Source organism: Streptomyces sp. NPDC002138, from assembly GCF_040296485.1.
Lineage (GTDB): Bacteria > Actinomycetota > Actinomycetes > Streptomycetales > Streptomycetaceae > Streptomyces.
Map to the genome: position 1 here is coordinate 23,561 of NZ_JBEOXE010000003.1, position 25,515 is coordinate 49,075.

The 25,515-nt window shown below is 73.7% G+C and carries 20 protein-coding genes and 1 pseudogene; 13 read left to right on the plus strand and 8 right to left on the minus strand.

The features are described from left to right. Nucleotides 1-98: 98 nt before the first annotated feature. The gene (locus ABT084_RS02270) at nucleotides 99-2,237 is read left to right on the plus strand and encodes a transglycosylase domain-containing protein (RefSeq protein ID WP_351037760.1); all 2,139 of its coding nucleotides are present in this window, start codon (nucleotides 99-101) and stop codon (nucleotides 2,235-2,237) included. Between the two features lie 42 nt (nucleotides 2,238-2,279). On the opposite strand, the gene ABT084_RS02275 is transcribed toward ABT084_RS02270, so the two are convergent. Then, nucleotides 2,280-3,614, minus strand: a complete 1,335-nt coding sequence (locus ABT084_RS02275) for a polysaccharide deacetylase family protein (protein WP_502968815.1) — start codon at nucleotides 3,612-3,614, stop codon at nucleotides 2,280-2,282. Nucleotides 3,615-3,939: 325 nt separating this feature from the next. Here ABT084_RS02275 and ABT084_RS02280 point away from each other — a divergent pair, with 325 nt between their 5' ends. From ABT084_RS02280 to ABT084_RS02300, 5 genes are all read left to right on the plus strand, one after another. Then, nucleotides 3,940-5,040 (plus strand): amidase domain-containing protein, encoded by a 1,101-nt coding sequence (locus ABT084_RS02280; protein WP_502968823.1) that lies wholly within the window; start codon nucleotides 3,940-3,942, stop codon nucleotides 5,038-5,040. A 173-nt stretch (nucleotides 5,041-5,213) separates the two neighbouring features. Further along, complete coding sequence (locus ABT084_RS02285) at nucleotides 5,214-6,632, plus strand: amino acid adenylation domain-containing protein (RefSeq protein WP_351037762.1); 1,419 nt, start codon at nucleotides 5,214-5,216, stop codon at nucleotides 6,630-6,632. A gap of 112 nt (nucleotides 6,633-6,744) precedes the next feature. Beyond that, nucleotides 6,745-8,013, plus strand: coding sequence for an AAA family ATPase (locus ABT084_RS02290; RefSeq protein ID WP_351037942.1), 1,269 nt, complete (start codon nucleotides 6,745-6,747; stop codon nucleotides 8,011-8,013). Continuing rightward, on the plus strand, nucleotides 8,010-9,260 hold the full coding sequence (locus ABT084_RS02295; RefSeq protein WP_351037763.1) for a vWA domain-containing protein: 1,251 nt from the start codon (nucleotides 8,010-8,012) through the stop codon (nucleotides 9,258-9,260). The genes ABT084_RS02290 and ABT084_RS02295 overlap by 4 nt, the downstream gene beginning before the upstream one ends. Nucleotides 9,261-9,334: 74 nt before the next feature. Further along, nucleotides 9,335-10,060: a hypothetical protein gene (locus tag ABT084_RS02300; RefSeq protein ID WP_351037764.1), complete on the plus strand. Its 726-nt coding sequence runs from the start codon at nucleotides 9,335-9,337 to the stop codon at nucleotides 10,058-10,060. Here the strand turns inward: ABT084_RS02300 and ABT084_RS02305 are convergent. Both ABT084_RS02305 and ABT084_RS02310 read right to left on the minus strand, forming a co-directional pair. After that, on the minus strand, nucleotides 10,044-11,630 hold the full coding sequence (locus tag ABT084_RS02305; RefSeq protein WP_351037765.1) for an alpha/beta hydrolase: 1,587 nt from the start codon (nucleotides 11,628-11,630) through the stop codon (nucleotides 10,044-10,046). The genes ABT084_RS02300 and ABT084_RS02305 overlap by 17 nt on opposite strands. Continuing rightward, nucleotides 11,627-12,856, minus strand: coding sequence for a serine hydrolase domain-containing protein (locus ABT084_RS02310; protein ID WP_351037766.1), 1,230 nt, complete (start codon nucleotides 12,854-12,856; stop codon nucleotides 11,627-11,629). Before ABT084_RS02310 ends, ABT084_RS02305 begins: the two co-directional genes overlap by 4 nt. Nucleotides 12,857-13,111: 255 nt before the next feature. Between ABT084_RS02310 and ABT084_RS02315 the strand changes: the two genes are divergently transcribed. Continuing rightward, on the plus strand, nucleotides 13,112-15,028 hold the full coding sequence (locus tag ABT084_RS02315; protein ID WP_351037767.1) for a serine/threonine-protein kinase: 1,917 nt from the start codon (nucleotides 13,112-13,114) through the stop codon (nucleotides 15,026-15,028). A gap of 49 nt (nucleotides 15,029-15,077) precedes the next feature. Here ABT084_RS02315 and ABT084_RS02320 read toward each other — a convergent pair whose 3' ends face one another. After that, entirely contained in the window at nucleotides 15,078-15,956 is an 879-nt protein-coding gene (locus tag ABT084_RS02320) for a helix-turn-helix transcriptional regulator (RefSeq protein WP_351037768.1), read from the minus strand. A 101-nt stretch (nucleotides 15,957-16,057) separates the two neighbouring features. On the opposite strand from ABT084_RS02320, the gene ABT084_RS02325 reads away from it, so the two are divergent. Together ABT084_RS02325 and ABT084_RS02330 are read left to right on the plus strand one after the other, a co-directional pair. Next, complete coding sequence (locus tag ABT084_RS02325) at nucleotides 16,058-17,524, plus strand: MFS transporter (RefSeq protein WP_351037769.1); 1,467 nt, start codon at nucleotides 16,058-16,060, stop codon at nucleotides 17,522-17,524. Nucleotides 17,525-17,587: 63 nt separating this feature from the next. Further along, on the plus strand, nucleotides 17,588-17,995 hold the full coding sequence (locus ABT084_RS02330) for a hypothetical protein (RefSeq protein ID WP_351037770.1): 408 nt from the start codon (nucleotides 17,588-17,590) through the stop codon (nucleotides 17,993-17,995). A 37-nt stretch (nucleotides 17,996-18,032) separates the two neighbouring features. On the opposite strand, the gene ABT084_RS02335 is transcribed toward ABT084_RS02330, so the two are convergent. Beyond that, complete coding sequence (locus ABT084_RS02335; protein WP_351037771.1) at nucleotides 18,033-19,235, minus strand: acyltransferase family protein; 1,203 nt, start codon at nucleotides 19,233-19,235, stop codon at nucleotides 18,033-18,035. A gap of 238 nt (nucleotides 19,236-19,473) precedes the next feature. On the opposite strand from ABT084_RS02335, the gene ABT084_RS02340 reads away from it, so the two are divergent. Continuing rightward, nucleotides 19,474-19,947: a VOC family protein gene (locus ABT084_RS02340; RefSeq protein ID WP_351037772.1), complete on the plus strand. Its 474-nt coding sequence runs from the start codon at nucleotides 19,474-19,476 to the stop codon at nucleotides 19,945-19,947. A gap of 60 nt (nucleotides 19,948-20,007) precedes the next feature. On the opposite strand, the gene ABT084_RS02345 is transcribed toward ABT084_RS02340, so the two are convergent. Next, complete coding sequence (locus tag ABT084_RS02345) at nucleotides 20,008-20,520, minus strand: hypothetical protein (protein WP_351037773.1); 513 nt, start codon at nucleotides 20,518-20,520, stop codon at nucleotides 20,008-20,010. 144 nt (nucleotides 20,521-20,664) lie between these two features. Here ABT084_RS02345 and ABT084_RS02350 point away from each other — a divergent pair, with 144 nt between their 5' ends. Beyond that, on the plus strand, nucleotides 20,665-21,258 hold the full coding sequence (locus tag ABT084_RS02350) for a GNAT family N-acetyltransferase (RefSeq protein ID WP_351037774.1): 594 nt from the start codon (nucleotides 20,665-20,667) through the stop codon (nucleotides 21,256-21,258). A 3-nt stretch (nucleotides 21,259-21,261) separates the two neighbouring features. On the opposite strand, the gene ABT084_RS02355 is transcribed toward ABT084_RS02350, so the two are convergent. Beyond that, nucleotides 21,262-22,983 (minus strand): SagB/ThcOx family dehydrogenase, encoded by a 1,722-nt coding sequence (locus tag ABT084_RS02355; RefSeq protein ID WP_351037775.1) that lies wholly within the window; start codon nucleotides 22,981-22,983, stop codon nucleotides 21,262-21,264. A gap of 339 nt (nucleotides 22,984-23,322) precedes the next feature. Here ABT084_RS02355 and ABT084_RS02360 point away from each other — a divergent pair, with 339 nt between their 5' ends. Both ABT084_RS02360 and nadE read left to right on the plus strand, forming a co-directional pair. Next, the gene (locus tag ABT084_RS02360) at nucleotides 23,323-23,907 is read left to right on the plus strand and encodes a DUF1062 domain-containing protein (protein ID WP_351037776.1); all 585 of its coding nucleotides are present in this window, start codon (nucleotides 23,323-23,325) and stop codon (nucleotides 23,905-23,907) included. Between the two features lie 93 nt (nucleotides 23,908-24,000). Then, nucleotides 24,001-24,843 carry an NAD(+) synthase gene (gene nadE, locus ABT084_RS02365; protein ID WP_351037777.1) on the plus strand — a complete coding sequence of 281 codons (843 nt, stop codon included), beginning with the start codon at nucleotides 24,001-24,003 and terminating at the stop codon, nucleotides 24,841-24,843. Here the strand turns inward: nadE and ABT084_RS02370 are convergent. Next, a pseudogene (locus tag ABT084_RS02370) lies at nucleotides 24,812-25,515 on the minus strand (NAD-binding lipoprotein); the annotation flags it as partial. The gene nadE and the pseudogene ABT084_RS02370 overlap by 32 nt on opposite strands.

Consider the following 25,515-nt stretch of genomic DNA (forward strand, 5'->3'; position numbering starts at 1 on the left):
CGGCGGCGAAGGGGAGGGGCGGGGGCCGGGGCGGCGTCATGGATCTTCATACGAACGTTCTAGGGTGAGGGGGTGAAGCGGCAGAGGGGACATCAGGTGTGAGCAGGCTGGGCGGGGCATCGGGCGGCCGGTCGGGCGGGGCCGGAGCCGGGGGCAAGGGCGCCTCGGGCCGACGGCGCAAGCCCGCGACCGCCGGCGTCGCCGGGTGGGTGTCCGCCCGCCGGGCCGCCCTGGCGCCGCTCCTCGTCCGGGCGCGCCCGCTGCTGGAGCGCGCCCGCCCGCTCGCGCGACGCCTGCGGCCGGCCTACCCGCGGCCCGGCCGCGACGACTGGCGACGGTGGATCCCCTCCTGGCGCCAATGGCTCGGCGCGTCCCTCTACGGGTTCCTCGCCACCCTCGCCTTCGTCGCGTGCGCGTACGCCGTCACCGACATACCCGACGACCTCAACTCCTTCGCGAAGCAGCAGGACAACGTCTACTACTGGTCCGACGGCTCCAAGATGGCCCGCACGGGCTGGGTCAGCCGCCAGGAAATGCCGCTGGAGAAGGTCCCGAAGCCGGTCCAGGGCGCCATCCTCTCGGCCGAGAACGCGAGCTTCTACTCCGACCCCGGGGTCTCGCCCTCGGGCTTCCTGCGCGCGATGAAGGCCGCCGTCACCGGGGGCGAGACCCAGGGCGGCTCGACCATCACGCAGCAGTACGTGAAGAACGCCTACCTGAACCAGGACCGCACCCTCTCCCGGAAGTTCACCGAGATCCTGCTCGCCGTGAAGCTGGACCGCGCGAAGAGCAAGCAGCAGATCCTCCAGGACTACCTGAACACCAGCTGGTTCGGCCGCGGCACCTACGGCATCCAGCGCGCCTCCCAGGCCTACTACGGCAAGGACGTCTCCCAGCTCAACGCGAGCGAGGGCGCCTTCCTCGCCTCGCTCCTCAAGGGCGCCGCGCTGTACGACCCCGCCATCAGCAAGGAGAACCGCGCGCGGGCCGTCGACCGCTGGAACTGGATCCTGGACCGGATGGTCGAGACCGGCAACCTCTCGGCGGCCGAGCGCGCGACGTACACGAAGTTCCCCGAGCCCCAGGAGCGGGCCGTCGCCAGCGATGCCACCGGCCAGGCCGGGTACCTGGTGGAGCTGGCCAAGGCGTACGCGATCAAGTCCGGGCACATCAAGGACTCCGACTTCGACCTCGGCGGCTACCAGATCTACACGACCTTCGACAAGGCGCGCATGGACGCGCTGACCGCGGCCGTGCAGAAGACGCAGAAGGACTTCGACGCCGAGCGCCGGCCCACCACCGACACCTTCGCGAAGATCGGCGCGGCGAGCGTGGCCCCCGACGGGCGGCTGCTCGCCGTGTACGGCGGCCCCGACTACCTCAAGCAGGGCTTCAACGAGTCGAACGCGACGACGATCCCGGTCGGCACGGCGTTCACGCCGTTCGTGTACGCCACCGCGCTGGACGACGGCGTCCTGCGCACGCGCGGCAAGCCGCGGACGACGATTTCCCCGGCCTCCCGCTACGACGGCAACGACCAGGTCACCGTCCAGACGCCCGACGGACCCTACTGGGACCGCAGCGGCAAGGTCGTCAAGGGCCGCAACGACGGCGGCAAGAGCTGGGGGCAGGTGACCCTGCGCCAGGCCGTCGCGGATTCCGTGAACACCCCGATGCTGCAACTCGGCCTCGACGTCGGCCTCGACCGGGTGGACGGGCTGGCCCAGCGCGCCGGGCTGCTCGGCCCCAGCCTCGGACCGCAGGTGCCGGTCTTCGCTCTCGGGGAGAATTCCACGCCCAGCGCCATCCGCATGGCCGGCGCCTACGAGACCTTCGCGGCCGGGGGCATGCACACCGAGCCGTACTCGGTGCGCGCGATCACGCGCAACGGCACCGCGCTGCCGGTCGTGCCGCCCAAGCCCGCCCGGGCGATGTCGGCGACCGCCGCCCGCTCGGTGACGGAGGCGCTGCGGGACGCCGTCACCGACGGGTCGGCGAAGGCCGTGGACAAGGTGCGCCCGGGTGTGGCGGGCAAGACGGGAACGACCGCCTCGAACACGGCGGGCTGGTTCGTGGCCAGCACCGGGCAGGAGTCCACGGCCGTGGTCGTCTACCGGATGTCCCTCACCGACCTGATCCCGCTGCCGCTGACCGGCCTCGGCGGGGACCCGCAGGGCACGCCGGGCAGCGACCGGGCGGTCAAGCTGTGGGCGGAGTACACCAAGGCGGTGAACTGACGCCGGACCGCGCCGGGGTGGCCCCGGCGCCGTCGGGCGACCCTACTTGACCAGGGTCTTCCACTCCGGCGCCTGCGCGGGGTCGAGCAGCCGCAGCTGGTTCAGGACCTTCGGGTCCTGGACGTCCAGCCAGTCGGACAGCTCGCGGAACGACACGCACCGCACTTCCTGCCGCGGGCAGACCTCCCTCATGACGTCCTCGACGGCCTTCATGTAGATGCCGCCGTTCCAGTCCTCGAAGTGGTTGCCGATGTACATCGGGGCGCGGCTGCCGTTGTAGACCCGGTTGAAACCGTTCAAATACGACATACGGGTCTGTTCGAGCCACGCCGGGTACTTGGCCGGGTCGCCCTTGGTGCTCTCACCGGACTGGTTGTAGAGGAAGTTGAAGTCCATGGAGAGGACCTGCTTCTCCTGGTTCTGCAGCGGTACGAGTTGGAGTGGAAAGTTCCATATGCCGTTCATCTTGGACGGCCACAGCTGGAAGTCTCCCGACGAGCTCGCGTCGTAGCGCCAGCCGTACGGCTTGATGGCCTCCAGGAGGTTCTTCTGGCCCTCCAGGCAGGGGGCGCGGCCGCCCACCACCTCCCGGTCGGGGTCGAAGGGCAGCGGCGCCGCGTTCGTGAAGCCCGTGTTGGTCTTCCAGTTCTTGATGAACGAATAGGTCTGGTCGATCTCGCTCTTCCACTCGGCCGGGCTCCAGTCCCCGCCGCCCTTGGGTCCGCAGAAGTGACCGTTGAAGTGCGAGCCGATCTCGTCGCCGTCGGCCCAGGCGCCGCGCAGCTGTTCCAGCGTGCTCTTCACGTGCGGGACGGTCGGGTAGGAGATGGCGGCCGAGCCGGGATTGTGCTGCGGCGGGGTGTAGAGCATCTTCTTGCTCTCGGGCAGCAGGTAGATGCCCGTGAGGAAGAAGGTCATGTGCGCCTTGCTCTCCTTCGCCACCTCGCGGAAGTGCGAGAACAGGTGGTCGTCGCCCTCGAGCGCGCCGTCCCAGGAGAACACCACGAACTGCGGCGGCTTCTCGCCCGGCTTCAGCCGCTCGGGCTTGAGCTGGCCCGGCTGCGGTCCGGTGTAGGACGTGGAGCCGTCACCCAGGACCTTGACCTTGCCGTCCCAGTTCTTCTCGTCGTCGCGGTCCGTCCCGTTCTTGCCGTTCTTGCCGGCCGAGAGCGAGGCGGCCGCGGTCTTCTCGTCCCCCGCGTCCGCCGAGGAGCCCAGGGTGAAGGCGTAGGCGGTGGCAGCGGACGCGGTGAGGGCGATCGCGCCCACACCGATCCCCATGCGCTTGCGATGGAGGGCCCTTTTGCGCGCTTTGCGTTCCTTGCGGGTTGCCCGGGACTCCGTCAGGAGGTCCGGGGCGTCGTCGGTGTCGGGCATGGCAGCTGTCTTCCCCCGTGGTCACCGCAGCCCCCGCCGCGCATGGATTGTTCATACGAATATAGAACTTGTTGGCATGTCTCCCCTACCCCGGATCCGCGCGTCGCGCCGCCCCACAGCCTGATCACAGCAGGCGCACAGGTCCGGCGGCCCCCGCCGACGGCGCGGGCGGCCCGCCCCGTACGGGTTGTGCACCAGTTGTGCGGGGGGAATTCAGTGCGGTCGTCGGCTGTGCGAGGATTCCGCCGCCGGTCCGTGTGGACCGGCGACAAGGGGAACTATTGTGATATCAAAGACGTTCAGACGCGCCGGTGTCGGCGTGGCTCTGGCCGCAGTCCTGGGGTACGCATTCCTGCCCTCCTCCTTCGCGGACGAGGCTCCGCGGACGCACACTGCTGACAGCGCGAGCCTGAAGACGTTCGGCCGGATAGCCGACGACGTGCTGTCCCAGCGCACGCAGGCGCTGGTCGACGACCAGCAGGGGCAGCACCGCCCCGCCGCCTCGGGCGCGAAGACGCGCATGTCGCCCCAGCTGCAGAAGGACGAGAACGAGGCGCTGTCGTCGCTGCGTTCCCGCAAGACGCGGCTGAAGCAGCTCGGCGAGGCCTACAGCGCCGCCGACACCAAGGTGACCGTGGACAAGGCCACCGTCACCAAGGGCAAGGCGACCGTTCAGGTCACCGAGGACACCACCCTCACCTACCAGAAGGTCCACGGCGACGAGCCGACGACGACCGGCTTCCGCACGCGGTACGAGCTGAACCTCGTCGGCAAGCCGGGCGGCGCCTGGGAGCTGACCTCGGTCGCCTCCAAGGAGAACGGCCCGGTCGCCGTCAACGAGCCGACCCCCGCCAAGGCGGCCGTCGTCAAGGACGACGGCCAGACCTACCCCGACGGCACCCCGGCGTCCACCAAGTACCCCGCGCCGGCCAAGCCCAAGGCGAAGACCGGCGGCGCGTACGACTACACGGCCATGGCCGCGTACGCGGAGAAGTACTGGAAGAACTACAACCCGGCCTACCGGCAGTTCAACGGAGCCGGCGGGGACTGCACCAACTTCATCAGCCAGTCCCTCAAGGCGGGCGGCTGGAAGAACGTGTCCGGGACCACCTCGGACTACCGCAACTGGTGGTACGACGGCTCCCTCCAGACCGACTCCTGGGCGGGCGCCAACGAGTGGGCCTGGTTCACGAACTCCAACAACCGGGCGCCGAACCTGGCGTACGTCTACCAGATGGATGTCGGCGACATCCTGCAGATGGACTTCAACCGGGACGGTTCCAAGGACCACTCGATGATCGTGACGTACCGGAGCAGCGCGGGAATGCCCTACGTCACCTACCACTCGACGAACACCTACCGGAAGTCCCTGGCGAGCCTGATCGCCTCGTACCCCAACGCGGTGTACTTCGCCTACCGCACCTGACGGGTCCCTGCCCCGGCGGACCGTTCGCCGGTCCGCCGGGGCAGGGGTGGCGGCGCCCCGGAGCCCCGGCCGGAAATACCTGGCGGGCCGTGGCGGGGAAGCGGTACGCTCACCGCGATGATCACCGAAACGACGCAGAGATCGGGGGACCCGTCCGCGCAAGGTGAGTGCTGATGCTCACCGAGACCGCGAACGAGGATTCCCGCCTTGCCCTCTGGCTGCGCGTGCGCGAGTACGCCGTGCCGCCCTCCATGATCGAGACCGCGACCGCCCGCCGCCGTGCCGGGGACTGGGCGGGTGCCTGCGCCGCCGCGCGCATCGACGTCGACGTCCTGCCGCGTGCCGTGGCGCGCGCGCACGGCACGGAACTCGCGGCCCGGCTGCGGGCCGACCTCCGCCACCTCGCTCCCGACCTGCTGCGCTGGCACATGCCGAGGGTCACCCCCGACGGGCTGCTGCGCCCCGGGCTGACCCTGACCCTGGCCCGGTACGAGGCCACGGGAGCGGACGGCCCGTACGCCCTGCACCTGGTGGCCCGGACCCCGCCCGCCTGGGCGGACGCGGGGCAGCGGATCAGCCTCGCGCTGTGGGGCGGACCGCGCCCGGCGGCCGGAGCCCGCTCGCATCCGCACCCCCACCCGCGCCCCCGGCCGCGCTTCCGCCTCGATCTGCACCGGCACCTGTGGGACGCGCGCCGGACCGACGAGTTCCGGATCCGCTCCGGGGCCGACCGGCCGCCCGCCGACCGCGCCGCGGCGCCGGACCCCGGCCCGCTGCCGCCCGGGAGACCCTGGGCGACCCGGCGTTGGGCCGCCGAGGCGGAGCTCCTGCTGCGCGCCGAGGGACGGGCCACCGGTACCGTCACCGTCCGGCTCGGCGCCCTGGACCGGCTGGACCTGTACGTCGACGGCGACGCGGAGCGCGACCGGTTCCGCTACCGGCTGCGCGACCGGGACGAGTCCGCGGACGGCGCCGCCGCCGTGCCGGTCCTGCCCGACGCGGCGACCTGGGTGCCGCCCGACCTCGAACTGCTCCGGGCCGGGCTGATCCCGGCCGACCGGCTGCACCCGCTGGTCGCCTCCGCGCTCGTACCGGGAAGCTCCCCGGACCCGACCGCGTCCCCGGCCGCGGCGGCGCGGCGCGCGGACGGCGGTGCGGCGCCGCGCGTGGTGGACTGCCGCGGGGCCCGGCACCGGATCGGGCTGGTCGACGGAGTACTGGCCCCGCTCGACCACGACCCGGCCGAGATCCGGCGGGAGGAACTGCTGGTCGCCCTGACCGGTACGCCGCTGCCCTGCCTGCGGGAGATCGACCTCGCCCACCGCCGTCCGGACTGTCTCGCCGGTGTCCGCGAACGCCTCGACCACGGCGACACCGCCGGCGCGCTGGCCGTCGTCGAGGACCTGCTGGGTCCCGACGCGTTGCTGCGCGGCGGCGCGCTGCGGGACGAACTCGAGGCGGCCACGGCCCGGCGGATCGTCCACGGGCTGTTCAGGGCGGGCCTGCTGGGGCCCGGACCCCGCCGCGTCCTCCCCGGGGACGGCCGTCCCCGCGAGATCCGGACGCACCCGCGGCAGGCGTCCCGCCGCTGAGACCGGCGACCACCGTCGGCCCTCCCGCCTCCCGCCTCCCGCCTCCCTCCTCCCTCCTCCCACCTCCCTCCTTCCTCCGAGCTGTCTACAGGTGATGAAAATGACCATGTTTATGCCTGTTTCCGCGACGGATACCCGCTCCGGCGTCCCCGTCGTGCCCGCCCCCGCCGCCCAACTCGACGTCGCGGGAGCGCTGCTGGCCCTGCTGCGCGACACGGCCACCGAACCGCGCCCCGACATCCAGCTGGAGGCGCTGACCCTCGCCGTCGCCGCCGACCTGCCCGTGCTCCTGTGGGGCGAGCCGGGAATCGGCAAGACCGCGGCCCTGACGCAGCTCGCGGCCTCCCTGGACCTTCCGCTCACCACCGTGATCGCCAGCGTCCACGAGCCGTCCGACTTCTCCGGGCTCCCCGTCATCGGGGACGACCCCGCCGAGCAGGGCGTTCCGATGGCCCCGCCGGACTGGGCGGTGCGCCTGGTGCGGGCCGGCCGGGGGCTCCTGTTCCTGGACGAACTGTCCACCGCGCCCCCGGCCGTGCAGGCCGCCCTGCTCCGGCTCGTGCTGGAGCGGCGCATCGGCGCCCTGCAACTGCCTCCCGACGTCCGGATCGTCGCCGCGGCGAACCCGCGGTCCTCGGCGGCCGACGGCTGGGAGCTGAGCCCGCCCCTGGCCAACCGGTTCGTCCACCTGCAATGGACCCACGACCCCGAGGTCGTGGTCCGCGGCCTCGGCGGCACCTGGCCCCGCGCGACCCTGCCCCGGCTCGACCCGGGGCGGCTCCCGCGGGCCGTGGACTTCGCCCGGCGCGCGGTGTGCGGGCTCCTCGCCGCCCGCCCCGGACTGGTGCACCGCTTGCCCAGCGGTGAAGCGCGCCGGGGCGGCCCCTGGCCGTCGCCCCGCAGCTGGGACATGACCCTGTCCCTGGTCGCCTTCGCGACCGCGGCGGGCTCCTCCCGGGAGGTGCTCTCGCTGCTGGTCCGGGGCACCGTGGGGGACGGGCCCGGGCTGGAACTCCTGGCGAGCCTCGACCGGATGGACCTGCCGGATCCCGAGGACCTCCTCGCCGACCCGGCGGCCGCGGTCCTGCCCGAACGCGGTGACCTGCGCCAGGCCGTGCTCGACGGGGTGGTCGCCGCGGTCCGCGCCCGTCCCGAGAAGTCCCGCTGGGACGCCGCGTGGGAACTGCTGGTCAAGGCGCTGGACACCGGCGCCCCGGACCTGGTGGTCGTCCCCGCGACCGCGCTCGCCGCGCTGCGCCGCGAGGAGTGGGACGTACCGGCGTCCATCGAGCGGCTCGCCGGAGCGGTGTCCCTCTCCCGCCGCGCCGACCGCGCGACCGCGAGGGCGGCGGCGGCGACGAACGGCGGGCGATCCCGATGAGCACCGGCACGCCGACCGCCCCGGGCACGCTGGACCTCGACAAGCTCTTCGCCGCCCGGCTGCACGCGACGCGCGTCCGCCCCTACCTGGCCACTGCGCTGTTCGCCCTGCACACCGTGGAGTCAAAGCGGGTACCGACCATGGCCGTCGACCGGCACTGGCGCTGCTACGTCTCGCCCGCCTTCGTGGACCGCACCCCGCTGGAGGAACTCGCCGGGGTCTGGGTGCACGAGGTGTCGCACCTGCTGCGCGACCACCACGGACGCAGCGACCGGGTCGCCCGCGAGCGCGGGCTGAGCGGCCCGGGGGAACGGCTGCGGATGAACATCGCCGCGGACTGCGAGATCAACGACGACGTGTACGGCGACGGACTGGTCGCGCCCGAAGGCGCCGTCGTGCCCGCCGATCTGGACCTGCCACCGGGGGAGCTGATGGAGGACTACCTGCGCCAGTTCGGGCTCGGCCCCCGGACGCAGGGCCTGGTCTGGCTCGACTGCGGCAGCGGCGCCGACGGGCTGGAGCGGGAGTGGGAGCTGGGCCCCGACGGCGCGCACGGGCTCAGCGAGCAGGAGCGGGACGCGGTCCGGTTCCGGGTGGCGCGGGGCATCACCGGCCGTCCGGGCAGCGCCCCGCGGGGATGGCGGCGGTGGGCGGAGGAGGTGTTCCACCCGCCGCAGCCGTGGCGCGCGCTGCTGGGGGCCGCGGTCCGGTCGGCGACCTCCGGTTCCGGTGCCGGCGAGGACTACACGTACGGACGTCCCTCGCGCCGCTCGGCCGGCATGCGCGGCGTGGTCCTGCCGAGCCTGCGCCGCCGACCGCCCCGGGTCGCCGTGGTCATCGACACCTCCGGTTCGGTCAGCGACGCCGAACTGGGCGCCGCGCTCCTCGAGGTCGCCGCGATCTCCCGCGCGGTGGGCGGCCGCCGGGACCTGATCACGGTGGTGCCGTGCGACGCGGTGGCCCGGACCGCGCACGCGCTGTGCAGTACCGCCGGAATCCCGCTGCTGGGCGGTGGCGGCACGGATCTGCGCACGGGCTTCGCCAAGGCGCTGCGGTCGGGGAGCCCGCCCGATGTGATCGTGGTCCTGACCGACGGACAGACGCCCTGGCCAGCCACGCGACCGCCGTGCCGCGTGGTGGTGGGCCTCTTCCCGCGGGAGGTGTCCGACGGATCGGCGGACGAGGACAATCCCGATTACGTGCCGGACGCGCCGCCCGCCTGGGCGCGCGTGGTGACGATCGGGTAGGCCGTGCCGTAGGACGGACGGGTCGCCTCGCCCATACTGGGCGTCCGTGCGACGGGGGAACCGAGGGGGACGGCGTGGAGAACGAGGAAGCGGGCGCGGTGACGGGCTTGGACCTGGACGAGCTCTTCGCGGGGGCCCTGGCCGAAGTCGAGGCGGATGACGATGACGCCCCCGTCCCCTGCCTGGTCGCCCTGCACGAGCGGCCCACCCGGGAGGTCTTCGAGCGGGCGGCGCGCCTGCTGGCCCACGACGAACCGGCGGAGCGGGCGCTGGGGGCACAGGTCCTGCGCGAGCTGGGCCGCCCCGACGACGACGGCCGCCGGCCCTTCACCACGGAGACCGTCGCGGTCGTCCTGGCGGAACTGCCCAGCGAACCGGACCCCTGGGTCCTGGGATGGATGATCTCCGTCCTCGGCTACCACGGCGCCGTGGAGACCCTCGACCTCGTCCTCGGCCACCGCTCCCACGCGGCGCAGCCGGTGCGCTTCGCGGTCGCCGCCGCGCTCCCCTGCCTGGCCGATTTCGACCGTACGCAGGGAGCGGTCATCGAGGCCCTGCTCGCCCTGGCCGAGGACACGGACGCCCACGTCCGCTGGTACGCCCAGTTCGCGCTGTTCCACGAGACGGACGGCGTCACCGACGGGGACCGGGTCGCCTGGGCCACGGCCCTGACCACCCGGGCCGACCCGGAACGGCGCGAGGAACTGCGCCACCTCGGCACCACCCTGGACGACGACGCCGATCCCGCCCTGCGCGCGATCTTCGAGGGCGCGCCGGACCCGGCTAGCCGGCCTGCTTGACGCAGGTCCGGTCCTTGGACGGGAGCCTGCCCGTGGCGAGGTACGTGTTGACCTCGCGGTCCACACAGGTGTTGTCGTACAGGCCGTAAAGGGCGTGCCGGTTGGCACCCTCCAGGGTGACCAGCCGGGAACCCGGCAGCTGTGCGTGCAGCCTGCGGCTGCTCTGGTACGTGGTGCGCGGATCGCCGGTGGCGGCCACGATCATCATCGGGGCGTCACCGCTGATGCGGGTGGGCTCCTCCCGGGGCCGGTCCCAGAAGGCGCACGGGCCGATGTTGTTGCTCAGCGGCCCGAACAGCGGGTGCGCGGCGCGGCTGCGCTCGATGTCCCGCCAGTACACCTCGGGGTCGCGCGGGGCGGACCCGTCCGCGCAGATGATCGCGGCCTGGACGGCGCCCGACTGGGCGTGCTCGCCGCGCAGCGCGAAGCGCAGTGTCGCGGAGAACTCCGGTGTGATCGGAGCCGGTTCGCCCTTCGCCGCCTTGGCCATCACGGACACCTGCTCGGCGAGCGCGGTCCGCGCCTGGTCCGTGTCGTCCGCGATCCCCATGAAGAGGAAGAACGGCACCTGGGTGTCGTCGATCCGGAAGACGTCGGGGGCGGCGCCGAGGGTGAGCGGCCCGCGCGCGGCGGCCGCGACGATGCCGTCGACAGTGGCGAGCACCTCGGCCCGGGTGCGGCCCAGACCGTAGGTGTCGCCGCGGCGCGCCGCCCAGGTGGCCCAGTCGGAGAGCGCCCGCTCGTTCTCGGGCTCGGTGCCCGTCAGCAGCCGGGGGCGGAAGTCACCCGGGGCGAGCGCTCCGTCGAGCACGACCCGGTCGTAGCGGCCGGGGAACATCTGGGTGTAGACGGTGCCGAGGTAGGTGCCGTACGAGTAGCCCAGGTAGGAGATCCTGCGCTCGCCGAGGGCGCCGCGGATGACGTCCATGTCGCGGGCCGTATTGCGGGTGCTGATGTGCGCCAGCACCGAGGAGTTGGTGGCGCGGCACTTGCTGGCCAGGTCCTTCTGCAGCGCGACCTGGCGGTCGAAGCCCGCCCGGCCGACGCCCGCCGAGAACCAGGAGCTGCCGACCGGCCAGCCGCAGTCGAGCGGGGTGCTGCGGCCGACGAAGCGCGGGTCGAAGCCGATGATGTCGTAGCGCGGGCCGACCTCCTTCATCGCCTTGCGGACCTCCGGCGGCGATTCCACGGCAGGGCCGCCCGGGCCGCCGTTGTTCAGCAGGATCGAACCGATCCGGTGGCGGGTGTCGGTCGCCTGGAGCCTGGACACCGCCACGGTGATCGTCCGGCCGCCCGGATCGGCGTAGTCCAACGGCACGATCGCGTCGGCACACCGCACGCCGGCCTTGTCGAGGTCACGGCCCGCCGTGTCGTCCGGGCCCTTGACGCAACTGCCCCAGCCGAGCCGCTGCGTGTAGTAACGGTCCAGCCCGGACCCGGCCCCGGACCCGGCGCCGGCCGTGGCGGGGGCCCCGGCGGCCGAGGCCACGGCGGGGGAGGCGGTCAGGCAGGCGGCGAGGGCGAGGCCCACGGCGGAGGCGCGGCGCGCGGCCGGGCTGAGCGTGATCACGAGGTCTCCTCGAGCGGGTGGGTGCGGTCGGCGGCGCAGAAGGCGCCGTCCACGAGGGCGCGGAAATCCGCTTCGGCAGGGTCGGTCGGGGGCACCGCGGTGAGGACGACGGAGACGCTCCGGCCGCCGGGGCCGGTCGCGCCCAGCGCGCGGTGGCCACCGGGCACCGTCCCGCCGTGCCCCCACCACACGCCGCCGCAGGACAGCGGTGAGGAGATCAGCCCGAGCCCGTACCGGGCCCCGGGCCAGAGCCGCTCCGGATCGGCGGGGACGGTGCTCCGCATCTCGGCGAGCCAGCGCTGGGGCACCAGCGTCCCCGCCGACAGCGCGCGGTAGAAGCGCCCCACATCGGCGGGCGTGGAGACCAGCGCGCCGCCCGCGCCGCCGAAGGTGGTGTTCCACTCGGTCCCGTCGGTCAGCCACCCGGCCAACGGCGCGGCGGCTCCCGCCCGCTGCCCGGACCCGGCGGGGGCCGGGAAGTAACTGCGGGAGTGCGGCCCGCGGATGCGCGTGCCGTCACCCGGCCAGTAGGTGTCGCGCAGCCCGAGCGGTTCGAGGATCCGGCGCCTGACCTCCGCCTCGACCCCGCGGCCCGTGACCTGCTCGATGACGAGACCCGCGACGACGGAGTTGGTGGTCGCGTAGTGCCAGGCCGTGTCCGGGTGCGGCATCTTCAACGCGGTCGCGATCAGTTCACGGGGCTCGAAGTGACGGAACCGCCAGTCCTCCACGGGTTCGCCGACGAGGGACTCGACATGGTCGGGCAGGCCGCTGGTGTGCTGGAGCAGCTGTCGCACGGTGATCGCGTCGCCGTCGTAGCCGTTGCCCCGGATCAGCCCGGGGAGATAGCGCTCGACCGGTGCGTCCAGCGCGATCCGGCCCTCGGCGGCGAGCTGCACGACGACGGTGGCGGTGAACGACTTGGTGACGCTGCCGATCCGCAGCCGGTCCTCGGCGTTCATCGGACGGCCGGTCCCCAGGTCCGCCACCCCGCGGGCCGCGGTCCACCGGCCGCAGACCGGGTCGGCCACCTCGGCGGCCGCGCCCGGTACGCCGTGCCGGGTGACCAGGGCCTCCAGCGCGCGGGTGACCGCCGCGTGCGCCGCGCCGCAACCGGCCGACGCGGGGGCCGGATTCGCCGTGGCCGTCGCGGCGGCGGCGTGGGACGTGGGGGCGGCGAGGGACGCGGGGGCGGCGAGGGCCAGTACGGCCGAGGCCACGGCCAACGCGGCCGCGCACCGCCCCGGCGGGCGCCCGCCAAAACCTGCTTTCTTCGCTTTGTTCCGTACATATCTCATACCGTCAGAGGCTAGGAGTACGGCGGCCGGTACTCACTGTGGCTGTCCCCCCGATCCGGGGTGGGGTCAACTCGACCAACGCGGCCTCTCGGTGACCGCGACGGCCTGCGGATTGGGTACCCTCTCGGTTGACTTCGCGGCCTCGGCAGGGGCTGAAGCGCCGCCGGCAGGGGATGGATGAACATGGGCAGTGCACCTTCAGCAGAACTCTTCCAGCCGCTCAAGGCGGACGACCCGGCCGTCGTGGGCGGTTACCGCCTGGCGGCGGTCCTGGGCGCGGGCGGCATGGGCAAGGTGTACCTCTCGTACACGCCGGGCGGCCGCCCCATCGCGCTCAAGGTGATCCGGTCAGAATTCAGCGAGGATCCGGAGTTCCGGCGCCGCTTCCAGCAGGAAGTGCGCTCGGCCGAGCGGGTGCAGGGGCTGTACACCGCTCCCGTCATCGACTCGGACACCGAGGGCGACCAGCCCTGGCTGGCCACGGCGTACGTTCCCGGACCCGCGCTCTCGCAGGCCGTCGCCCTGCACGGCGGGCTGCCGCTGCGCAGCGTGCTGCTGCTGACCGTCGGGGTCGCCGAGGCCCTCCACGTCATCCACGGCGCGGGCATCGTCCACCGCGACCTGAAGCCGGCCAACGTGCTCCTCGCCGCCGACGGCCCCCGCGTGATCGACTTCGGCATCGCCCGCGCCGCCGACACCACCGCGCTGACCAGCACCGGGGTCAGCGTCGGCACCCCCGCCTTCATGGCGCCCGAGCAGGCGTCCGCCGGGACGATCACCCCCGCCACCGACATCTTCGCCCTCGGCCAGATCGTGGCCTTCGCCGCGATCGGCGCGCCCGCCTTCGGTGACGGGTCCTCACACGCGGTGCTCTACCGCATCGTGCACGAGGACCCCGACCTCAGCAGGCTCCCCGACGAGCTGCGGCCCCTGGTGACCCGCTGCCTCAGCCGCGACCCGGCCGCGCGCCCCGGCCTGACCGAGATCATCGAGCTGTGCCAGCAGATCTCGCCGGAACCGCTGCGCCAGGGGGAGGACTGGCTGCCCCGGACGGTCGCCGGTTCGATCACCGAGCGGCTGCAGCTGCCCGCGCCCGCGCCGACTCCGCCCCCGCAGCAGCCGGCCACCGCGCCGACGCCGACCGAGTACTCCCCGCACACCCCGCCGGCGCACACCCCGGCCCCCCAGACCCCGTCCCCGCACACCCCGCCGCCGTACGCGCCGACCGGTCACGCGGTGGCCGCCGCGCCGACGCAGGCCGCGCCGGGCGTTCCGGCCGCTCCCGGCGCCCCGGCCGCCCCCGGCGCCCCGCCCGGCTACCGACCGGCGCCCGGCTACCAGACCCAGCCCGGCTACCAGAACCCGCCGGGCTACCGGAACCCGCCGGGCCACCCGAACCCCTCCGGCCACCAGGCCGTATCCGGATACGCGAACCCGGCCCCGTACAACCCGGGTTACCACACCCCGCCGCCCCTCCACCCGTCGCGCTACGGCCCTCCCGCGCAGCGCCCCCGGCGGACCTGGCTGATCGTCGTCGGGTCCGTCGTGGCCACGTTCGTCGGCCTCGGGATCATCGGCTACGTGGTGTCGAACGGCAACGACAAGGGGGGTGACGCGAAGTCACCCGGCAGCGGTTCGAGCGCGGGCGGCTCCGCGTCCCCCGGCGGCAAGCGGCCCGACCCGCAGCCGGCCGCGTACCAGGGCATCAACGTGACCGGGAACTACTCCCTGCGCCTCGCCGACAACCCGCCGCGCCCGGCCGAGGACCGTGAGAGCGGTGTCACGTACGGCAAGGGGGACTTCTACTTCTACCGCGACACCACGTTCGGGCACGACCAGGTCGGCAGCGCGAACGGGAAGCTCGTGCTGCTGAACAACGCGCAGAAGGGCTCGCTGGAGACCTGCCGGGCCGAGACCCGCTTCACCGAGAAGATCGAACTCGACCAGCTCACGGACGGATCGCAGATCTGCGTGCTGAGCAAGGCCGGGCACATCGCGGTGGCGACCTACCGCGGCAGGTCGGGCCCGGATGACCCGAGCAAGTACATCACCATCGACCTGACGGTCTGGCGCAACGCCGACGAGGCGCAGACCCGCTGAGCCGGCGCCTCCGGGCCCGCGGTTGAGGACCACCGCGGGCCGCGGCGCGTCACGCCGCTGGGGAGGAGGCGGCGGAGGCAGGGGAGGCCGCCAGGCGCTCGAGGAGTTCCAGCCGCTCCCGGGTCTCCCCGTCCAGCGGCGTGTAGGTGATCAGCCGCGGTCCCGCCGCGGGCCCGAGCCACAGGTTCGTGTGCTCGAGGTGCAGCAGCCCCACGTGAGGATTGCGGATGTACTTCGACCGGCCGCCCTGGCCGACCACCTCGTGCCGCGCCCACACCTCGCGGAACTCCGGCGAGGCCGCCTCCAGCCGTCCCAGCAGCGTCTTCCAGGCGGGGTCGGTCAGATGCTCCGCCATGGAGGCGCGGAACTTGGCCGCCATCACCCGGTTCACCTCCGCACGGTCGACGACCGCCGCGCGCCAGTCGTCGTTCGTGAAGGCCAGCCACATGCAGTTGCGGTCCTCGGGCCGCACCCGGTCCATGTCGCACAGCAGGCGCCCGTAGGTCGCGTTGTAGGCGAGGATGTCGTACCGGCTGTTCTGCAGCACGGCGGGCACCGGCCCCAGCTGATCGAGCAGCGCGCGCAGCGCGGGAGTGACGATCGGGCACTGGGTGTGCGGCGCCGGGTCGGTGCTTCCGGCCAGCGCGAACAGGTGCGTCCGCTCGCTGGCGTCCAGCAGCAGCGCCCGCGCCAGGGAGTCCAGCACCTGCTGCGAGACCTGGATCTCGCGGGCCTGTTCCAGCCAGGTGTACCAGGTGACGCCCACCGCGGAGAGCTGGGCGACCTCCTCGCGGCGCAGCCCGGGCGTGCGCCGACGGCGGCCGCGCGGCAGCCCCACCTGCTCCGGGGTGATCCGTTCCCGGCGGCTGCGCAGGAATTCGGCCAGCTCGTGCCGGCGTACGTCGGTATCGGGAGCCACTATGGTCATGGTTCCAGGGTGCCGCATCGCCCATACGGTTGCCAGGTGCTTCTGGTACCAGGATAAAGAGACTCTGGTACCAGGCTCGCCGCTGCGGGATCGTCTCCTGTGTGAGCGACACAACGGTACGTACGACCCCCTCTTCCCCCTCTCCCCTCACGACCCCCGCGGGCCGCGTCCCCGCCCCGGCCGGCCCCGCGGCGCTGAGCCCGCTCGGGCTGTTCACGGTGCTGCTCGGCGCCGCACTGCCACTGATCGACTTCTTCATCGTCAACGTGGCACTGCCCGCCATCGACGCCGACCTCGCGGCCGGCCCCGCCATGCTGGAGCTCGTGGTGGCCGGGTACGGCGTCGCGTACGCCGTCCTCCTCGTCCTCGGCGGCCGGCTCGGCGACATGGCCGGGCGGCGCAGGCTCTTCCTGATCGGCATGGCCGCCTTCGGCATCACCTCGCTCGCCTGCGGCCTGGCCCCCACCGCCTGGACCCTGGTCGGGGCGCGGGTGGCCCAGGGCGCCGCGGCCGCGATGATGCTGCCGCAGGTGCTCGCCACCATCCAGGCCACGACACAGGGCCCGCGCCGGGCCCGGGCCATGAGCCTGTACGGCGCGACCGCCGGGCTCTCCATGGTCGCCGGACAGATCCTGGGCGGCGTCCTGGTCGCCGCCGACGTGGCGGGCTCCGGCTGGCGCGCGGTGTTCCTGGTGAACGTACCGGTGGTGCTCCTCGGGCTCGTGCTCGCGACCCGCGCCGTCCCGGAGACCCGCTCGGAGCGCCCGGCCTCCGTCGACGTTCCCGGCACGCTGCTGCTCGCCCTGTCCCTGGTGTCCCTGCTGCTGCCGCTGACCGAGGGCAGGGCGACCGGCTGGCCGGTGTGGACGTGGGTGTCGCTGGGCGTGTTCCCGTTCGCGGCCACCGCCTTCTACCGCACCGAGCGCCGGGCGGACCGGCTGGGCGGCACCCCGCTGGTGCCGCCCAGCCTGCTGCGCCTGGAATCGCTGCGGCGGGGGCTGATGATCGTGGTGCCGTTCTCGATCGGCTTCAGCGGCTTCATGTTCGTCGTCGCCGTGGCGCTGCAACAGGGACTGCGCATGGGGCCGGTGTCGGCCGGACTCGCGCTGGTGCCGATGGCGGTGGCCTTCTTCGCGGCCTCGCTCGCCGGGCCGTTCCTGGTCGCCCGCTTCGGCGGCCGCGTCGTCACCGCGGGAGGCGCGCTCCAGGCTCTCGGCATCGGCCTGCTGCTCCTCGCCGTCCTGCGCGGCTGGCCGGACCTCGGCCTCGCCGGTCTCGCCCCCGGCGTCGCCGTGGCGGGCCTCGGCCAGGGCCTTCAGCTGCCGGTCCTGATGCGGCTGATGCTGTCGGACGTACCGGCCGACCGCGCGGGCGTGGGCGGCGGCGTCATGGTCACCATCCAGCAGTCGGCGCTGGCCCTGGGCGTCGCGACCCTGGGCAGCCTCTTCCTCGCCCTGACCCCGTCCCACGGGATGCGCGACGCGCTCGCCGTCACCCTGGCGGTGCAGCTGGTCATGGTCGCGGTGACGGCTGCGCTGAGCCTGCGCCTGCCGCGCGTCATGCGCTGATCCCGGATCCGCCGCCCGGCCGCCTGGCCGGGGGCGGCGCCCGGACGGAGGATGGGGACTGTGATGACGGTCCTGGTGGTGGGCGTACCGGAGGGCGCGGAGCTGGAGCGGCTGCGGTCGCGGATCCAGAGCAACCCGCACTTCCAGGTCATCTCCCACGCCCACGAGCCCGCCGTCGCGCTCGCCCACGCCCGCGTGCTGCTCCCCGACATCACGGTGCTCGCCCTGCCCGGCGGCGCGGCCGGCGCCCCCGGCGCGCTCGACGTCTTCCACGGGGTGCGCGCCCTCGACCCGCCGAGCGGTGTGGTCCTGCGTACGGCGGCGGGCGCGGCCGACGGCGGGGCGCTGGCGGCCCTCGCGGTGGACGGGGCCGTGCACGTGGTCCGCGAGGGGGACACCGAGGGGCTGATGCGCGCTCTGCGCACGATCGGCCTGCGCCGGGCCAGCTGCGACCCGGACGAGATGCCCTGACCGCCGGGGCCGCCGCCGGCCCCGGCCGGGCCGGGCGTCAGCCGGTCTTCGCGCGGCGCGAGCGGCTGTACTTGCGGACGAGCGGGTTCTCGACCCAGGCGAACAGCCCCCAGGACATGAGCACCGTGAGCACGCCCACGCCCGCCAGCATCGCGAGGGTGACCGGAAGGGAGTACATCCGGTCCTCCCCGAGCGCCCAGCGCAGCGAGCACATGGTGATGTAGTGCAGCAGGTAGAAGGCGAAGGAGATCTCGCCCAGCCAGACCATCGTGCGGTTGCGGAACAGGCTGGAGCGGCCCTCGATGTCCGCGGCCGCGGTGGCCGCGATCAGCAGCACGATCGGCACGATCATCGCGGCGCGCTGGCCGTAGAGGTAGGGCACGTGGAAGGTCAGCCAGTAGCCGCCGACCAGCAGCAGGCTCGACCAGATCATGCCGATGTTGCGCCAGCGGCCGTGCTTCACCGCGAGCGCCACCAGGATGCCGAGGGCGAAGTCGACCATCCGGACCGGGGGCAGCACGTAGCTGAACCAGTACTGGGAGACCGAGCTGTCGTGGCCGCTGGGGATCCGCGGGTCGCTCGGGAACAGGGCGTACGCGAGCGCGGGGGTGGCCACCACGGCGGCGATCGCCCCGGTGATCCAGTACTTCAGACGGGCCGGGTCGATCCGCCGGAAGGCCCGCAGCAGCATCGGGAAGGCCAGGTAGAAGACCGCCTCCACCGCCAGGGACCAACTCGGCGCGTCCACACTGAAGTTGGTCATGTACTCGGGCCACCACACCTGCACCATGAAGAGGTTGGCGACGGCGACGCCCGCGGAGGTGTAGTACAGGGCGAACAGCGACAGCGCGAGCGCCCAGGTGACGACGTAGGTCGGATAGATCTTGACGAATCTGCGGCGCCAGAACGCGGTCGTCGTGTCCCGGTCCCGGGCCGACCAGGTCAGGACGAAGCCGCTGAGCACGAAGAAGAACGACACGCCCAGCCCGCCCGCCTGCGCGAACCAGCCGGCCAGCCGGTCCTCGGTGCCGTCGTCGGCCAGCAGCCGCAGCGGGGGTATGGGGAGGAAGGCGTGGTGGGCGAACACGGCCAGCGCGGCGGGGAACCGCAGACCGGTGAGGGAGTCCAGCCGGGGGACGCGGGGGCGCTCCGCCCCGGTGGCCGCGCTGCTCCCGGCGGCCGGTGCGGTGTTCACCCGGGGCGGCGCCGCGCTGGCGCGGGCCGGCGCAGAACCGGTCATTATGTGGTCAGTGGCCATGGGGCTTCCGTTCTGGGATGTGGTTCCGCGATGCGTCCGGCGTGGTGCGGCCCAGCCCTGGTCGGGAGGTACAGCGCCTTTGTACCGTCGGCCGCTCGTGGCGCGCTCAAGGAGTCCGGTGTGGCCGGTTCCGCCCGTTGACCGCGCGTGCGCCGGGGCAACGGACGCCCGCCACACCGCTCTTGACCTCAACCGAACATGAGGTCCTACGGTCTTCCCCATGACCACTCACGAGGCAGTACAGACCGTTGTTCCCGAGCGCTACCGCACCGCCGTGGTGCCCCACATCATGGTGTCCGACGCGGCCGCCGCCCTCGCCTTCTACGCCGAGGCCTTCGGCGCCGTCGAGGAGTTCCGCCTCGCGAGCCCCGACGGCGGGGTGCTGCACGCAGAGGTCAGGATCGGCGGGGCCGTCATGATGCTCGGCGACATCTCGGAGGGCCCGTTCGCCGCACCCACCGCGCTGGCCGGCACCTCGGTCTCGCTGCACGTCTTCGTCCCGGACGTGGACGCGCTCACGCGGACGGCCGTGGCGGCGGGGGCCGAGCTGGTGCGGGAGCCGGAGGACCAGTTCCACGGCGACCGCACCGCCATCCTCCGGGACCCCTTCGGACACCTCTGGGTGTTCCTGACCCACCTGGAGGACCTGCCGGAAGGGGAGTTGGAACGCCGCTTCGCCGCGGGCGCGAACTGACGGGCGGCGGCGATGCCTTGGCGCCGGGGTCCTGGCGTCGCGGCCCCGGTGGCGGGGCGGTCAGGCGGGCCGCCGGACCGGGCCGCCGTCCCCGACGGGCGTGCGGACGAACACCCGGGGCTCGCCCGTCAGACAGGCGTGGCACAGGCAGCGCTCGGGGTGTTCGGCGCCGCGCCATGACTCGGCCCGGTACTCGCGGGCGTAGTTCTCCAGGACCGCGGCCACCGTGGTCGCGCCCTCCTGGTCCCACAGGGAGCGGCGCCTGGCCGCGTGGAAGCGCTCCAGCACCCGCGGCGCGTGCACGAACCGGGGGCGGAAGCTGTGCAGGTTCCGCGTGGCCATGTCGATCACGATCCACCGGCCCGTGTGCCGGGCCCGTCCGATGACGCTGACCTGATCGCCGCCCGGCCCCCAGTACGCGCCGTGGACGTACACCTTGGACCCGCCCCGGAACGACTTCGTCCCCTGCCGCAACTGCTGTCCACCCGTCCCGTACCGGCGCCACCACACGACGTTCGCCGCCACGAGCCACACCGGCTCCGGCGGCGGCTCCACCCCGGTTTCCCTGTCCATCGCGTCCCCCTCCACATGACCGGTCACTCCCCGCGGCTCCGCCACGGGCTCGCGCACGCTACCCGCCCCGGCGGAGGCGGCGCGAGCCGATATCCGGCCCTGGCCCCCACCCGGTTCCGACGTCCGGTCGGCGATCATGACGCGATGAGCGACGAGATACCCGACGTGGTGCCCCCCGGCCGGATGGGCGCGAGCGCGCAGCCCGCCTTCGCACTTCCCGGGGGAGCGCGCCTGCGCCCGTGGGAGCCGAGCGACGCCCCGGCGCTCGCCGCCTCCTGCCGAGACCCGGACATCCGGCGGTGGAACCGTCCGGAGCAGCTGTCGTCGGCGGGCGCGCGGCAGAAGATCGACCGCTGGCAGGAACGCTGGCGGAGCGAGCACGCCGCGATCTGGGCGATCGCTGCCGGTGGCGGCGACGAGGCCGTGGGGCTGGTCGGCCTGGCCGACCTCGATCTCCCCAGCGGCACGGGCGAGTTGCTGTACTGGCTGCTCCCGGCCGGGCGGGGGAGGGGGACCATGGTGGACGCCACCCTCCGGGTGAGTCGCTGGGCCCTCGACGAACTCGGCCTGCACCGTCTGCGCATCACCCATTCCGTCGCCAACGCGGGCTCGTGCCGGGTCGCCACCCGCGCCGGTTTTCCGCTCGAGGGCACGATGCGCAGCGCACTGCTCCACGCCGACGGATGGCACGACGAACACCTCCACGCCCGCGTCCGGGGCGACGCGTGGCCGGCGTAGCCGTCAGACCCGAGGGCGGGGCGCGCGGCCCAGGGGCAGGAGGTATTGGAGGGGCTGGTCCAGGCCGTCCAGGGCGAACAGTTCGTGCGCCAGGTCGTCGCGGAAGCCGCCCAGCGGGGTCGTCACCAGGCCCAGCGCCGATGCCGTGAGCAGCAGGGACTGCGCCAGGTGCCCGGCCTCCAGCAGACCCATCCGCAGGGCCCGCAGACCGTAGCGCTGCCGGAGCCGGCCCAGGTCCACGTACAGGCCCAGCACCGCCGGGGCGTCGTCCACGATCACCGCGCGCGGGTCGTCGGCCGGGGCGGACAGGTACGCCGACAGCCCCTTGATCTCGTCGAGGGAGGGCGCGTCCGCGAGGCGCCGCAGCGCACGCCGTTCGGGCACGCAGTGGTAGGTGCCCGGAGCCAGGCCGTCCACCCGGAGGGCGAACAGCCGCAGCCCCGCCGTGTACAGCGCCCCCGCGCTCGGGTAGGGGCGGTGCGGGACGGGAGGCTCGGAGCCCGTCGTGTGGCTGACGGCGTGGGCGCCCCACAGCAGCGCGCCGAGCCCGGCGGCCGTCAGCGGCCCCACCGACGCGCCCCGGACGGTGGTCCGCCCGGCGACGGCGGCCCGCAGCGAGACGTCGGGCACCGGCCCGGCCGCAAGCGCCACCTCCGGCCCGTCGGGCAGCTCCTCCGGGGGCGCATGGCGGGGGGCCGTCTCGTGGTCCCGTCCGATGAGGAACTTGCTCCGCTCCAGGTACTGCCGGTCGGGCGCCAGATGCCCCTCGGGGAAGTACGGGCCGGGCCGCCCGGAGTCGAGGAGGGCGTGCGCGGCGAGCAGACAGACCGCCCGCTCCTCGGCGGGGGCCACGCCCAGCCGGTTGAACAGGTGGTGCAGCCGAGCGGCCCATACGGTCTCCCGCGCGGCCCCGCGCGCGCCGTGACCGGCGGTGCCCCGGCCGGAGCGGGCCTCCAGGGCCTCCCGGACGGCCGCGCCCCGGCCACCGGCATCCCGGACGTCCGTGTCCCGGCCACCGGCCTCCCCGACGGCCGCGCCCCGGCCACCGGCCTCCCGGACGTCCGTGTCCCGAACGGCCGTCGCCCAGCGCGCCACCGGTCCCGCGGCCGTCCCCTGCTCCAGGTCCGTGCGCAGGGCCACCGCTCGCCCGGCGAGGCTCTCGCGCTGCGCCGCGTGGACCGCGTTCACCCGCGCGTGCACGACCGCCGCGGGCAGCCCGGCCGGCTCCGCCGGCTCCGCCGACCGCAGCGCCGCCATCCCGCGCAGCCACCGCGCGCCCTCGGCGCGGTCCATCCCCAGGGCCCAGACCGTCGCGTGCGCCAGATCGGCCGCCGCGGCCAGCCGCGCACTGCCGCGCCCGGTCGCCGAGACCACCTCGACCGCGATCCGGGAGGCGCTCACCGCGAGAGCTTCCTCCAGCGGCTCCGGCGGCTCCAGCGGCTCCGGCTGATACGCGACCTCCGCACCCCCGCCATCCCGCGCCGCCGCCGAACGCGCCAACGCCCGCTCCAGCTCCGCCGCCGCTCCGCGCATCCGGACCCGCAGGTACGGGCCGCCGCCCGCGTCCGAGCGTACGAACGACCAGGCCGCGGCCCCGCCCGCACGGACGAGGCCGTCCAGCAGCGGGGCGACCTCCTCCACCAGAAGGGCATCGGCGGCCGCGCCGTCGGCGCAGCGCAGACGCAGACTCAGCCACGCCTGATCGGGACCGGCGGTCGCTGACACGGCGGGGCTCCTCGGGGGCGGAGAGCGGAGGGCGGAGGCGGAGGCGGAGGGCAAACGAGGTGAGGGGGCACGAGCGAGCGCAACCGTAGCCCCGGGGGCGCCCCGCCCGCAGCACGCATCCGGCGAGGGTCCGGCGCGACTCGAGCCGAACGCGACGGCGAAAATCCGGTGGAGCCGCATCCCCGTGGGCCGTTACCGTGCTCGCGCCCGCAGTCGCCCCGTCAAGGACGTGCCGTTGTACACCAAGTGAGACCCCCCGAGCGCTGAACCGTCGCGCGTCGCACTCGTGCGCCGTGCTCCTTTTCGCTGCGGTCTTCTCACTGGAACCGGTGTATCTCTGTGTCCGAAACCTGGGTGGTCGTGCCCACCCGCCTGCCGATGATTCTCCGCCGTTGCCACAGGTGCGCCTCCGGGCGCTTCCGGGCGCACGGAAAATTCCGCGTCAACGCGAACCACAAACTCCTCGACGCCTGGCTGCTCGCCCTGTGCACCGAGTGCGGGGACACCACCAGGCTCACGGTCCTGGAGCGGATGAACGTGCGTGACGTACGGCCCGAGCTCCTGGACCGGCTGCACGCCAACGATCCCGGCCTGGCCGCCGAGCTGCTCCAGGACCCGCTCGTACGGCGCCGCAACCGCGTCGCCCTCGACTGGGACAACGCCTGGCGTCTCGACGGCGGCGTACCGGACGGGCCGGGCCGGTCGCACCCCTCGCATCGGCCGCCCCGGCCGGACGGCGAGGCGATCGAGGTCTCGGTCCGCTTCGCGGCCCGGGTCCCCGTGCGGCCGGTGCGCCTGATCGCCGAAGGGTTCGGCTTCGCGCGAGCCGAGGCCGAGAGACTGCTCGCCGAGGGGAACCTCGTGTCGACGGTCCGCCTGAGCGGCAAGCTCTCGGGCGACTTCACCTTCACGCTCAAGCGCTGAGCCCACCCGGCCCGGGGCCCGTCCGGCGGCACGCGGTCCGCCGGACGGACCCTGGCCGTCGGACGCCCCGATTTCGGCCAGTACAGTACCTGGATGGTGAACCTACGGGAGAAGATCCGCGTCGAGCTCGGCGTCAAGGCGTCCATCGTGCCCAAAGTCGAAATCCGGCAGCGGGTCGATTTCCTCAAGGACTTCCTGAGGTCGACCCCGGCCAAGGGCTTCGTCCTCGGGATCAGCGGTGGACAGGACAGCACGCTGACGGGCCGGCTGTGCCAGCTGGCCGCCGAGGAGCTGCGCGCCGAGGGGCGCGAGGCGACCTTCGTCGCCGTGCGGCTGCCGTACGGGGTGCAGGCGGACGAGCACGACGCGCAGATCGCGCTCGGGTTCATCCAGCCCGACCGGTCGATCGCGGTGAACGTCAAGCCGAGCGCGGACGCCGTCGCCGCCGAGGCGGCCAACGGCCTGCGGGACCTGCTGGGCGAGGAGCCCACGCTGCGGGACTTCGTCCGCGGCAACATCAAGGCCCGCGAACGCATGGTGATCCAGTACGCGATCGCCGGGCAGCTGGGCCTGCTCGTGGTGGGCACCGACCACGCGGCCGAGGCCGTGACCGGTTTCTTCACCAAGTACGGTGACGGCGGCGTCGACGTCACCCCGCTCACCGGCCTGACCAAGCGTCAGGGTGCGGCCCTGCTACAGGAGTTGGGGGCGCCGCCCAGCGCCTGGGAGAAGGTGCCGACCGCCGACCTCGAGGACGACCGGCCCGCGCTGCCGGACGAGGTGGCGCTCGGGCTCACATACGCCCAGATCGACGACTACCTGGAAGGCGCCGCCGTCGCGCCCGAGGTGGCGGCGAAGCTGGAGTCGGGCTTCCTCGCGACCCGGCACAAGCGGACGGTTCCGGTCACTCCGCTCGACGACTGGTGGCGGAGCTGATCGCGCCGTAGCCGGCCGGGCCGACCGGTCCGTCCCGCTCGGTCGGATCGTCCCGCTCGGTCGCCACGACGACCACCTCGTCCTCGGCGCTCCACACACGCCGCTCGCCCTTGTGGGGGTTGAGCCGCACCCCGTGGTCAGGGGACGTTGAGCGCCGGTCGTGGCGGCGGTAGCCGATGGCGCATTCGCCGCGCTCGCGCGCGGCGGCCACCAGGGTCGCGAAGGTGGCCTCGCTGCCCGGGCGGACGTAGGCCCCGGCCCGCCGGAGGCAGACCGTGGCGCCCTCGGCGGAGAACAGTTCGTCGAACACCCCCGCCAGATGCCGGTTCTGTGCGATCTGTGCCATGAGCAGCCCGGTCAGCTTCCCGCTGACGATCACGTCCGAGCCGGGGTCGACCGGCGCCAGGGGCCGGTTGCGGTCGTCGATGAGTTCGGTGACCACGTGCAGGTCCCGGCCGGTACGTTCCACCGGCAGCTGGAGTGCCAGCAGGCTGACCAGCGTCCAGTCGTCGGGCCGGTCCGGCCCCGCGCCCGGGTCGGGGCCGAGGACGACCAGCCCGTCGTAGGGGGCCAGGTCCAGCCCGAGCAGGGTCTCGGGCCGCGACAGCGCGGCGGACCGGAACCGCACGCTCAGCCCCGCGCCCGTACCGGGTGCCTCGGCTTCCCGCGGTT

Coding starts and splice junctions, on each gene's coding strand:
- ABT084_RS02275 (WP_502968815.1), bottom strand. CDS start 3,614: ATGCCCGACACCGACGACGCCCCGGACCTCCTGACGGAGTCCCGGGCA.
- ABT084_RS02285 (WP_351037762.1), top strand. CDS start 5,214: ATGCTCACCGAGACCGCGAACGAGGATTCCCGCCTTGCCCTCTGGCTG.
- ABT084_RS02290 (WP_351037942.1), top strand. CDS start 6,745: ATGCCTGTTTCCGCGACGGATACCCGCTCCGGCGTCCCCGTCGTGCCC.
- ABT084_RS02295 (WP_351037763.1), top strand. CDS start 8,010: ATGAGCACCGGCACGCCGACCGCCCCGGGCACGCTGGACCTCGACAAG.
- ABT084_RS02315 (WP_351037767.1), top strand. CDS start 13,112: ATGGGCAGTGCACCTTCAGCAGAACTCTTCCAGCCGCTCAAGGCGGAC.
- ABT084_RS02320 (WP_351037768.1), bottom strand. CDS start 15,956: ATGACCATAGTGGCTCCCGATACCGACGTACGCCGGCACGAGCTGGCC.
- ABT084_RS02330 (WP_351037770.1), top strand. CDS start 17,588: ATGACGGTCCTGGTGGTGGGCGTACCGGAGGGCGCGGAGCTGGAGCGG.
- ABT084_RS02335 (WP_351037771.1), bottom strand. CDS start 19,235: ATGACCGGTTCTGCGCCGGCCCGCGCCAGCGCGGCGCCGCCCCGGGTG.
- ABT084_RS02340 (WP_351037772.1), top strand. CDS start 19,474: ATGACCACTCACGAGGCAGTACAGACCGTTGTTCCCGAGCGCTACCGC.
- ABT084_RS02345 (WP_351037773.1), bottom strand. CDS start 20,520: ATGGACAGGGAAACCGGGGTGGAGCCGCCGCCGGAGCCGGTGTGGCTC.
- ABT084_RS02350 (WP_351037774.1), top strand. CDS start 20,665: ATGAGCGACGAGATACCCGACGTGGTGCCCCCCGGCCGGATGGGCGCG.
- nadE (WP_351037777.1), top strand. CDS start 24,001: ATGGTGAACCTACGGGAGAAGATCCGCGTCGAGCTCGGCGTCAAGGCG.